Raw genomic sequence first — 11,203 nt, forward strand, 5'->3', positions numbered from 1 at the left:
GATCAGGTCGTGATCTGGATCCCTGCGGCGGAACGGCGAGCCAATGCCGAAACTCCGCGGCAGGGGTGGCCCTAAGAGGCCCTGCCGCGGCAAGCGATTACTACGAGCTGCTGCTTCCGCATGCGTCAAGAGTAGACCGGGTCTGGCTCTCGCGTCCGCATTTTGTCACCGAGTCTCGATTGACGAGACACTTTGCGAGCGCAGCCAGACGTCGGTCACTCATGCGACACTGTTCGGCGTGAGCGCTCCAGCAGAAGTCCCCGAGATCGTCTCGAGCACTCTCGACCTGTCGCGCCAGCGCGGATTCATCACGTCGATTCGCAACGAGACCGGCCGATTGCTTGCCGCGCTCGCCGCATCACGTACGGGGACTCTTGCCGAACTCGGCACCGGTTGCGGTGTCGGTTCAGCCTGGTTGTCGAGCGGCGCTCCCAAAGATGCCCGCATCGTCAGCGCAGAGCTCGACCCGGCCCTGGCCGAAGACGTGCAGAAGATCTTCGCCGAGACACCCAATGTCGACGTCATCGCCGGCGACTGGTCAACGCTTGAGCAGTACGCACCGTTCTCATTGCTGTTCGTGGACGTGCGCGACGTCATGGAAGCGATCGATGTGTTCGCCGATCTTCTGGAGCCAGGCGGCATCGTGGTGCTCGACGATTTCGCACCGTCCGCGTTCTGGCCGCCGATCGTCGAAGGCCGTGTCGACACCATCCGTGAGCGCTGGCTGACCGACGAGCGGTTCGCGGCTGTAGAGATGCTCATTGACGTCGACGCCTCGCTGATCATCGCCACTCGCCGCTGACGCAGGCGTGCCTTAGGCGCGGTGCGCTCCTGGCGGTCTCGGAGCTCTTACGGGTGGCGCTTCGGCCTGCTTGATTTCAGGCTGTTCCGGCTCGTCATCACGGTTGCCGAGCACGCTGTGGCCACGGCCGTACGCCGCGTAGATCACAAGCCCGACGGCCATCCAGATTGCGAAGTCGCGCCACGTCGTCCACGTGAGGTTGAACGACAGCCAGATCGTCGCGAGCAGCGAAAGGATCGGGACCAGTGGTACGAGCGGCACCCGGAATCCCCGCTCAAGCTCTGGCTCCGACCTACGGAGCCGGATGACGCCCACCGCGCAGAACGCGAAGGCGAAGAGGGTGCCGAGCACCAGAAGGTCAGCCCGCTTGACCGAATCCGGGTCGAGCGCCAGCAACGCCGCCGCGAGACCAGCCAGGACTGCAGCGCGCGACGGAGACGAGCCTGCGCCGACCTTGGCCAGTCCCTTCGGCAGCAGACCATCGCGCCCCATCGCGAACAACACACGGCTCTGGGCGATCAGCACAACCAGTACGACGGTGGTTAGCCCGAACAGCGCACCGATGTTGATGACGTTGGAGCTCCATCCCGGTGACCCAGCGGCGCGCAGTGCGTCGGAGACCGGGGCTGCGGTGTTGAGCTCGCTGTACGGACGCAAGCCGATTAGTACCGCGGCCATCGCCACGTACAGGACGGTGACGATGGCGATCGAGGCGAGCATCGCCCGCGGGATCGAGCGTCGCGGTTCCTTGGCGTCCTCTGCAGCGGTCGCGATGAGGTCAAAGCCGATGAACGCGAAGACGATCGCTCCCGCCGCAGTGAAGATACCGAAGATGCCGAAGGCGTCGCTCGTGCCAATGAGCGTCTGGAGCACGGTGGAGGATCCGCCGTCGACAGCCTGCGCCTTCGGGACGAAGGGTGTGTAGTTGGCTGACTTGACGTAAGTGGCACCGACGGCAATCACGAGCAGGACCGCCACGAGCTTGGCCGAGACGATCAGCGCCAGGACACGGCCGGTGAGCTTGGCGCCCGTCATCACCAGAAGCATGAGAACGACGATGAGCGCAGCCCCGATCCAGCCGGTGCCCTCTGCGACCTGCGAGTGCTTGGCGACGAACTCCGGGATGCCGATCTCGAACCCGTCGAGAGTGGCGGTGAAGTAAGACGCCCAGATACGAGAGACCACTGCGGCTGCCACGACGAGCTCCAGCACCAGAGCCCAACCCACGATCCACGCCCAGAGCTCGCCGAACGCGACGTACGCGAACGTGTAGACGCTGCCGGCCGTGGGGATCGTGGACGAAAGCTCGGCGTACGACAGAGCGGCGAGCAGACTCACCACCGCTGCGATGGCGAACGAGACGATGACAGCGGGTCCGGCCATCGTCGCGGCCTGGGTGCCAGCCAGCGAGAAGATACCGCCACCGATCATGACGCCGAGCGCCAGCATGACGAGGAGCCCCGTGCCCAACACGGCTGGCAAGCGATGGCGCGCGTTGGTGATGCGCAGCATCGCAAGCTCAGAGGGCAGGCGACGCGCTCTGCCTACAACGTCCTGTGCCATGCGAGCCCCCGGGTGTCCTGCGGCCGCACAAAACCGGCCGTGTGGCGAGAACGTATCCCCTATCGGGTCAGTCTGGCACCCGTTGCGGCAACTTTCCTTCTGTGAGATCAATCCGTACGAGTGGCAGGAAGATCTGCACGATGGGGCCGATCGTGACGGCGTAAAGCACAGTTCCGAGCCCAACCGTGCCGCCGAGCAGGAATCCGACGACCAGGACGGTCACCTCGATCACGGTTCGCCAGAACCTGACGCTGCGGCCCGTTCGTCGTACGAGCCCGAGCCACAGTCCGTCGCGGGGCCCCGGGCCGAGCTGCGCTCCGATGTAGAGCGCACCGGCAAATCCGTTGCCCACCACACCTCCGACCAAAAGCAGTCCGCGCAGCCAGATGCTGTCGGGCTGGTCGATGACGGCGATGCCGAGGTCGGCGGCGAGACCAATGAGCAGGACGTTGAGGATCGTGCCGATGCCGGGTTTCTGTCGCAAAGGAATCCAGAGCAGGAGCACCAGAGCGCCAACGACGATGACGACCTGCCCGAATGACAACGGCACCTGCTTGGCCAGCCCTTCGTGGAACACGTCCCACGGATCCAGGCCAAGGGTCGACTCGACCATCATCGCCACTGTAAAGCCGTACAGGAAGAGGCCCACGATGAGGCGTACGAGCCGCTCGGGCAGGCGCATCATCGCGAAAGCTGCTGCGTGATCCATGAACCCATCTCTTCCTGATGGCTGCGTGGCGGCGGGCGTTTGCCGTAGCCGTCCGTTGCTACGGCACGCGCGAGCATCACCAAGGTGGCCACAAGGGCGAGGAGCCCGACGAGGGCGAGGATCATGGTCATGACTCCATGGTGCATCAGATTGGCATTCCAATAAATAGCCAATTATGGAATAGTGGCCATGTGGCTCCTACTCTTTCCGCTCCTCGCCTCGCGAATCTGCTCGGCCAGAGCGACTCAACTGGCCCTGCCTACCGCGACCTCGCCGACCGGATACGCCTGTTAGTGATCGACGGCCGAGTACCAGATGGCAGCCGTCTGCCGTCCGAGCGAGCGCTCGCGGTCGCCCTTGGAGTCAGCCGTACGACGACAACCCGCGTGTACGCAGAGCTACGCGACACCGGCCTCCTGCACTCTCGTCAGGGATCCGGAAGCATCGTGCGACTGCCTTTGTCGGCGTCCAACGCGAGCAGCCTGATTGTCTCGGCTCCAGAAACCGACACGATCGCGATGACCTTCTCTGCACCGATCGGCCCGCCCGGTCTCGCCAGGGCATTCGAGGCCGCGGCGGCAAAACTTCCCGGTTTGCTCGCGACAACGGGCTATCTCCCGGATGGCCTGCCCGCACTCCGCGAGATCATCGCGCAGCGCTATACCGATCGCGGCTTGCCGACCGACCCCAGCCAGATTGTGGTGACGAGTGGGGCTCAAGGAGCGATCTCACTACTCGGCCGTGTCCTCGTCCAACCCGGCAACCGCGTAATCGTTGAGGGGACGAGCTGGCCACATGCCCCGGAGTCGCTCGTCGCTGCCGGCGCTCGCCTGACCTCCATGCCCGTCGGCGAGACTCCGTGGGATCCGGAGGCGCTTGCCGCCGCGGTGCGGGGTGCTGCCCACCAGGCTGCGTACATAATCCCCGATTTCCACAATCCGACTGGCGCCGTGATGACCGACGAGGAGCGCGGGGCCTGGGCACACGAGCTTCGCCGCAACGACATCGTGCCGGTCGTCGACGAGTCCTTGCGCGATGTGAACCTCGATGGCATCGAGCTGCCGCCGTCTTTCGGGACGTACGACGATCGCTGCGTGATTGTCGACTCCACGTCAAAGACGTTGTGGGGCGGACTTCGGATCGGTTGGGCTCGCGTACCGCACGAGCTGGTGCTTCCTCTCGTGCAGGCCCGCATGAACCAAGACCTCGGTACGGCAGGCTTCGAGCAGCTCGTCGTCGCCGAGCTGTTGACCGAGGGAGGTCAGACAGCCGCCGCCGGTCGCGCCCGGCTCCGCGCCAACCGGGATCATCTCCTCAGCGAACTCGCCACGTCGCTACCCGAGATCATCGCACCTTGCCCTGGCGGCGGCTCGAGCCTTTGGGTGACGCTGCCCGAACGTATGTCGTCCCGACTTGTCGCGTCGGCTGCCCGCCATGGACTGACCCTCACGCCCGGCCCGCGGTTCTTCACCAGCCCAGTCCCGGCAAGCGAGCGCCACCTGCGGTTGCCGTTCATGCCGAACCAAGACGCGTTGACCGAAGCGGTCGTACGCATGCGCCGCGCCTATGACGAGGTGACCGGCGGTTCGGCCTCAACCGATAATTCGCCAGACTCGCGGGACACGCTCGAGCTGATCGCCTGAAGAATTCGCGAGAAGACTGACTCACGTTCACCGTGAGTTCTCGCAGCACTGCCACCTTCGGGTCGACCCCCTACACGGAACCCGAGGAACCATGCGCGTACGTCGAAAGCTTGCAGTCTTCCCCGCAGCAATGCTGGCTCTGTCCGGCATCGTTTTCATGTCCCTGCCGCACAGCGCAAGCGCCGATCCCGCGCCTGGCAGCCCGACAGACATCAAGATCAACGAGGTCTCGTCACAGGGTGTGCCGAATGACTACGTCGAGCTCATCAATACGGGCTCTTCCCCAGTCGACATCAACGGCTGGACACTTGAAGACAGCGCTGCCCTACCAGCGGTCGTCGCAAACGCGCCAACGATCCTCGAGCCGGGCGCATACCTGACCCTCGTCAAGGACACTCACTTCTCATTCGGACTCGGCAGTGCAGACTTGGTCAAGCTGAAGGCCGGGACCACGCTCGTCGACGAATACTCGTGGACATCGCACCTCGATCCGTCATTCGGACGCTGCCCCGATGGGTCCGGCGACCTCGTGCTCAACACCACCCAGACGCAGGGGTCGGAGAACGACTGCCAGGTCGACCCACCGACGAGTCCCAAGGTGAAGATCAACGAGATTGAGTCCAACGGTGACAAGGTCGCGGACTGGGTCGAGCTCGTGAACACCGGCACCACCGCCGCTGACATCTCGGGCTGGAAGATTCTCGACAACGACCCGTCGCACGTCGCCACACCGGTCGTCGTTCCGGCCGGCACCTCAATCCCTGCTGGCGGTCACTACGCGATCTACACCGAGATCGCCCAGTCTCCCGGCTTCGGCCTGGGTGGCAACGATTCCGTCACACTGTTCCTGGCTGATGGCGCCACCGCCGTCGACACCCACGCTTGGACGGCTCATGCCGCGACCACGTTCGGCCGCTGCCCAGACGGATCCGGTGAGTTCGCCCTGACGACAACGTCAACCAGAGGTCTTGCGAACGCCTGCAGCCCTGTCCGGATCAACGAGATCGAATCCAGCGGCGGCGCTCCCGGTGACTGGGTCGAGCTCGTCAACATCAGCGACTCCCCCGTCGACCTCGCGGGGTGGACGTTCAAGGACAGCGCCGAGCCCGGCTACACAATCCCCAGCGGAACTATCGCCGCGCACGACTACTTCGTGATCGACGAGTCAGCGTTCGGCTTCGGCCTTGGCGGCGCCGATTCGGCTCGACTGTTCGACAACAACGGCAACCTCGCCGAGTCGTACTCCTGGACGGTTCACGCGACCAGTACGTACGGCCGTTGCAAGGATGCACTCGGCGACTTCACCACAACGGTCTCGCCGACCAAAGGCACCGCCAACACATGTCCCGGACTCAACACCGATGTGTGGCCGGGCGACCAAGTCGTCCACACATCTGATCTGACGGACACGTTTGTTCAGGACCTGAGCGGACTGACGTTTGATCCCTCCGACGCAGGAGTGCTGTGGGCGGCTCAAAACAAGAAGGGCACGCTGTTCAAGCTGGTGCGCGACGGCGCCAACTGGGTCCCGGCCGCCGGCTGGCCGAAGGATCCGAAGTACACCAACGGTTCGGGAGCCCCCGACACGGAGGGCATCGCGGTCGGCCCCGACGGGACCGTCTACCTCGCGTCAGAGCGCAACAACGAGGCCAGCGGAGTCAGCCGCAGCTCGATCCTGAGCTACGACCCGGCGTCTCCCGGTCTGACGGCCACCCACGAGTGGGACGTCACGAGCCTCATCCCGGCCAACGGTGCCAACCTCGGGCTCGAGGGTGTCGCCTGGATCCCCGACTCCTATCTCACGGGCAACGGCTTCGTCGACCAGAACACGGGGCAGGCATACGATCCCGCCGACTACCCACAGCACGGCACCGGCGTCTTTGCCGTCGCCGTCGAGGACTCCGGCGATCTGCACCTGTTCGCTCTGCCGTCCGACGGCGGCGCGGCAACGAAGCTGGCGACCATCGACAGCGGCTTCCCACACCTGGCCGACGTCAACTTCGACCCTGAGCGCCAGCGCCTGTGGGCCGTCACCGACGACACCCACGACGGCAAGTCGTCGCAACTGAAGGTCACGAGCGGCGTATTCGTCGTCGATACCGCGTTCGACCGTCCGGCGGGAATGCCCAACCTCAACAACGAGGGACTCGCGATCGCCCCGCAGTCAACCTGCGTGGACGGCAAGAAGGAAGTCGTTTGGTCCGACGATGGCGACACCGACGGTCATTCACTTCGGTCAGGCACGATCAACTGCACCGCGGTCCCCCACGACCCGCTGATCACGGCGGACGTCACGGGAACTCAGGCACCCAGCGGGTGGTACCGCTCGGCCGTCACGGTGACGTTCACCTGCACGCCGCAGGGATCTCCACTCGCAGGGCCGTGCCCCGCACCGGTGGTCCTCTCTGAGTCGGCAGCCGACCAGACCGCGACGGGGACGATCTCCTCGGTGGACGGCGGCACGGCCAGCGTCACGGTCGACAACATCGACATCGACCGGGTGAAGCCGACGGTCACGCTCGGTGGCGCTCCGGATCCCAAGAAGCACGCCGGCAAGCTCCCGAACCCGACGTGCGAGGGGTCTGATGCGCTCTCGGGCATCGACACCTGCACCGTCAAGACGACCCATCCTTCGAACTCGAAGACGGTGTTCACCGCGACGGCAGTCGACAAAGCAGGCAACGAGTCGACCGCGCAGGTCACGTACAACACACTCGCCGTCCCGCACTACACGATCACCTGGGTAGGCCTCAAGCCAGTGCTCACGCTGGTCACGACCTACATCGTGATCCCGAAGCTGCTCTGATAGGGCAGACGAAGGCCCCGAGACCTACGCGGACTCGGGGCCTTCGTTTGTGTCTGGATCAGCGAGCGGCTTGGCCGTCGACGTAGTCGGCGTCCTGCTGCTTCCACGAGAAGTGCGAACGGAGCACCTTGCCGGTTGCCTCGATCGAGTGGCCGGCTTCCTTCTCACGCAGCTCGAGGAACTCCTTGCCACCGTTGTCCTGGTCGCCGATGAAGCGCGCGGCGAACGTGCCGTCCTGGATCTCGGCAAGGACCGACTGCATGCGCTCCTTGACCGACGCATCGATGATGCGCGGACCCGAGACGTAGTCGCCGTACTCGGCTGTGTCGGAGACGCTCCAACGCTGCTTCGCGATGCCGCCCTCCCACATGAGGTCGACGATCAACTTGAGTTCGTGCAGAACCTCGAAGTACGCGATCTCCGGCTGGTAACCAGCCTCCGTCAGCGTTTCGAAGCCGGCCTGGACGAGGTGCGAAACGCCGCCACAAAGCACGGCCTGCTCGCCGAAGAGATCCGTCTCGGTCTCCTCGGTGAAGGTCGTCTTGATGACGCCTGCGCGCGTACCGCCGATGGCCTTCGCGTACGAGAGCGCGAGGTCCCACGCCTTGCCGCTGGCGTCCTGCTCAACCGCGACGATGTCGGGGATGCCGCGACCTGCGACGAACTCGCGGCGCACGGTGTGGCCTGGGGCTTTGGGGGCAACCAGGAGGACGTCGACGCCTGCCGGCGGTTCGATGTAGCCGAAGCGGATGTTGAAGCCGTGGCCGAAGACCAGGGCGTCACCCTCTACCAGGTTGGGAGCGATCGACTCGGCGTAGATGTGGCGCTGGAACTGGTCGGGTGCGAGCACGACGGTGACGTCGGCTTCTTCGACCGCCTCGGCGACCGAGAGGACGCGGAGGCCCTCTGCCTCAGCCTTGGCCTTGCTCTTGGAGCCCTCGGCCAGACCGACACGGACGTCGACGCCGGAATCACGCAGGTTGAGCGCGTGCGCGTGACCCTGGCTTCCGTAACCGATGACCGCCACGTGGCGTCCTTGGATGATGCTCAGGTCTGCGTCGTCGTCGTAAAACAGTTCAGCCACTGGGGTTCTTCTCCTTGAAGCGGTTTTGAGTGTTGGTTTGGCTAGTCAGCCTGCCTGCGAACCAGGAACGGTACGCAGGGTGCGGTCGGTGATGGAACGGGATCCGCGGCCGATCGCCACGCGCCCCGACTGTGCGATCTCTCGGATCCCGAAGGGCTCCAGGACGTTGAGCATCGCGGTGAGCTTCCCGGCGTCGCCGGTTGCCTCGATCGTCACGGCGTCGGTGGCGACGTCGACAACCTTGGCGCGGAACAACTGCACGGTCTCCAGTACCTGCCCACGGGTCTGGGCGTCCGTACGCACCTTGATCAGCATGAGCTCGCGCTCAACCGCCGTGCTCGAGTCGAGCTCGACGATCTTGAGCACGTTGACGAGCTTGTTGAGCTGCTTGGTGACCTGCTCAAGGGGAAGCTCGTCAACGTTCACGACAATCGTCATGCGCGAGATCTCGGGGATCTCGGTCGGTCCGACAGCGAGCGAGTCGATGTTGAAGCCGCGACGCATGAACAAGCTCGAGACGCGCGCGAGAACACCCGGAGTGTTCTCGACCAAGACAGAGAGGGTGTGTCGGCTCATTGTGTGCTCACTCGAGGTCGGCTTGGGATTGTAGCCAGCGCCACCTGCTCCAGGCGCGAGCTTGTCATGTCACCCGTGTGGCGTGACATCAGATCATCTCCTCCTCATCGAACTCGGGCGCCATGTCGCGAGCGATCTGGATCGCATCGTTGCTGGTTCCCGCGTGGACCATCGGCCAGACCATGGCGTCGCGCTCGACCACGAAGTCGATCACAACAGGACGATCGGTGATCGCCATGGCCTTCTCGATCGTGGCGTCCAGGTCAGCCTCGTTGTCGCAGCGGAGCCCGACACAGCCGTATGCGTCCGCGAGCTTCACGAAGTCGGGGATACGACGAGCGCCGATGTCCTCCGGTCCGGTGTTGAGGTCAGTGTTTGAGTAGCGACCGTCGTACAGCAGCGTCTGCCACTGGCGCACCATGCCGAGCGAGGAGTTGTTGATGACCGCAACCTTGATCGGGATGCCCTCGATCGCGCAGGTCGCCAGCTCCTGGTTGGTCATCTGGAAACAGCCGTCACCGTCGATGGCCCAGACCACTGCGTCGGGAAGGCCAACCTGCGCACCCATGGCAGCAGGAACGGCGTAGCCCATCGTGCCGAGGCCACCGGAGTTGAGCCACTGGCGTGGGCGCTCGAAGTCGACGTAGTGAGCAGCCCACATCTGGTGCTGACCGACGCCAGCTGTGTAGGTCGCATTGGGACCGGCGATCGCGCTGATGCGCTCGATGACCTGCTGCGGGGCGAGACCCGTCTCGGGCTTGTCGTAGCCGACGGGGTACTTCGCCTTCACGGCAAGCATCTGCGACTTCCACGCACTGCACTCGACGGTGAGCTTGTCCTCGGCCGTCTGCTTCTGCAGCATCGTGATCAGGTCGGCGATGACCTCACGGCAGTCGCCCACGATCGGGACATCTGCAGCTCGGTTCTTGGATATCTCGGCCGGGTCGATGTCGGCGTGGATGATCTTGGCACCGGGCGCGAACGAGTCGAGCTTGCCCGTCACACGATCGTCGAAGCGCGCACCGAGCGAGATCAGCAGGTCGCTCTTCTGCAACGCACCGACTGCCGCGACGGAACCGTGCATACCGGGCATACCGAGGTGCAGCTCGTGCGAATCGGGGAACGCTCCGCGGGCCATCAACGTGGTGACAACAGGGATCTGGGTCAGCTCGGCAAGAACCTTCAGTTCTTCCCAGGCTTCGGCCTTGATCACACCACCACCGACGTACAGGACCGGGCGCTCGGACTCGGCGATCAGGCGCGCGGCTTCGCGGACCTGTTTGCCGTGCGGACGCGTGGTCGGGCGATAGCCGGGCAGGGCGAGCTCGCTCGGCCAGTTGTAGGTCGTCTGCGCCTGCAACGCGTCCTTCGAGATGTCGACGAGGACCGGTCCTGGACGACCCGTGCTGGCGATGTGAAACGCCTCCGCGATGACGCGCGGGATCTCGTCGGCGTTGGTCACAAGGAAGCTGTGCTTGGTGATCGGCATCGTGATGCCGCGGATGTCGGCTTCCTGGAATGCGTCCGAGCCGATGGCACCGCTCGGGACCTGGCCGGTGATCGCGACGATCGGGACCGAGTCCATGTGAGCGTCGGCGATCGCGGTCACGAGATTGGTCGCACCGGGACCTGACGTCGCCATGCAGACGCCGACGCGGCCGGTGACCTGCGCATAGCCCTGCGCTGCGTGACCGGCACCTTGCTCGTGGCGAACGAGGATGTGGCGGATCTGCTTGGAGTCGAAGAGCGGGTCGTACGCAGGCAGGATCGCGCCGCCTGGGATGCCGAAGATCGTGTCGACCCCGGCCTGCTCCAGTGCCCGCACGAGGCTCTGCGCCCCGGTGAGCGTTTCGGTCATGAGTTCATCCTTCTGTCCATTTCAGTATGCCCGTGGCTTGTCGGTGAGTTCGCATAAAAAAATCCCTCGGCCGTGAGGCATTCGAGGGAGACGCGGGGCCGATCAGGCCATCGCGTCAGTCATCTACTACGAGAATTTCCACGTTCACGCTGATCAGTCTCG

Annotated in this window: 9 protein-coding genes; 3 read left to right on the plus strand and 6 right to left on the minus strand. The window is 64.6% G+C overall.

Annotated features, from left to right (window positions below):
• Nucleotides 1-238: 238 nt before the first annotated feature.
• Nucleotides 239-802, plus strand: coding sequence for an O-methyltransferase (locus V6M39_RS13625; RefSeq protein ID WP_332644358.1), 564 nt, complete (start codon nt 239-241; stop codon nt 800-802).
• A gap of 12 nt (nt 803-814) precedes the next feature.
• Here V6M39_RS13625 and V6M39_RS13630 read toward each other — a convergent pair whose 3' ends face one another.
• The 3 genes from V6M39_RS13630 to V6M39_RS13640 all read right to left on the minus strand — a co-directional run bounded on the left by V6M39_RS13630 (nt 815) and on the right by V6M39_RS13640 (nt 3,205).
• Nucleotides 815-2,365: an amino acid permease gene (locus tag V6M39_RS13630; protein ID WP_332644359.1), complete on the minus strand. Its 1,551-nt coding sequence runs from the start codon at nt 2,363-2,365 to the stop codon at nt 815-817.
• Nucleotides 2,366-2,432: 67 nt separating this feature from the next.
• The gene (gene yczE / locus V6M39_RS13635) at nt 2,433-3,074 is read right to left on the minus strand and encodes a membrane protein YczE (protein ID WP_332644360.1); all 642 of its coding nucleotides are present in this window, start codon (nt 3,072-3,074) and stop codon (nt 2,433-2,435) included.
• Nucleotides 3,047-3,205: a hypothetical protein gene (locus V6M39_RS13640; RefSeq protein WP_332644361.1), complete on the minus strand. Its 159-nt coding sequence runs from the start codon at nt 3,203-3,205 to the stop codon at nt 3,047-3,049. The genes yczE and V6M39_RS13640 overlap by 28 nt, the downstream gene beginning before the upstream one ends.
• A gap of 60 nt (nt 3,206-3,265) precedes the next feature.
• On the opposite strand from V6M39_RS13640, the gene yczR reads away from it, so the two are divergent.
• Together yczR and V6M39_RS13650 are read left to right on the plus strand one after the other, a co-directional pair.
• Nucleotides 3,266-4,717, plus strand: coding sequence for a MocR-like transcription factor YczR (yczR, locus tag V6M39_RS13645; RefSeq protein ID WP_332644362.1), 1,452 nt, complete (start codon nt 3,266-3,268; stop codon nt 4,715-4,717).
• Between the two features lie 91 nt (nt 4,718-4,808).
• The gene (locus V6M39_RS13650; protein WP_332644363.1) at nt 4,809-7,523 is read left to right on the plus strand and encodes a lamin tail domain-containing protein; all 2,715 of its coding nucleotides are present in this window, start codon (nt 4,809-4,811) and stop codon (nt 7,521-7,523) included.
• A gap of 58 nt (nt 7,524-7,581) precedes the next feature.
• Here V6M39_RS13650 and ilvC read toward each other — a convergent pair whose 3' ends face one another.
• The 3 genes from ilvC to V6M39_RS13665 form a co-directional block, all read right to left on the minus strand.
• A complete protein-coding gene (gene ilvC / locus V6M39_RS13655) occupies nt 7,582-8,607 on the minus strand; it encodes a ketol-acid reductoisomerase (protein WP_332644364.1) in 1,026 nt (341 codons plus the stop codon).
• Between the two features lie 45 nt (nt 8,608-8,652).
• On the minus strand, nt 8,653-9,183 hold the full coding sequence (gene ilvN, locus V6M39_RS13660) for an acetolactate synthase small subunit (protein WP_332644365.1): 531 nt from the start codon (nt 9,181-9,183) through the stop codon (nt 8,653-8,655).
• A gap of 88 nt (nt 9,184-9,271) precedes the next feature.
• The gene (locus V6M39_RS13665; protein WP_332644366.1) at nt 9,272-11,041 is read right to left on the minus strand and encodes an acetolactate synthase large subunit; all 1,770 of its coding nucleotides are present in this window, start codon (nt 11,039-11,041) and stop codon (nt 9,272-9,274) included.
• Nucleotides 11,042-11,203: the final 162 nt, after the last annotated feature.

Origin of the sequence: Aeromicrobium sp., from assembly GCF_036675695.1 — a bacterium.
GTDB lineage: Bacteria > Actinomycetota > Actinomycetes > Propionibacteriales > Nocardioidaceae > Aeromicrobium.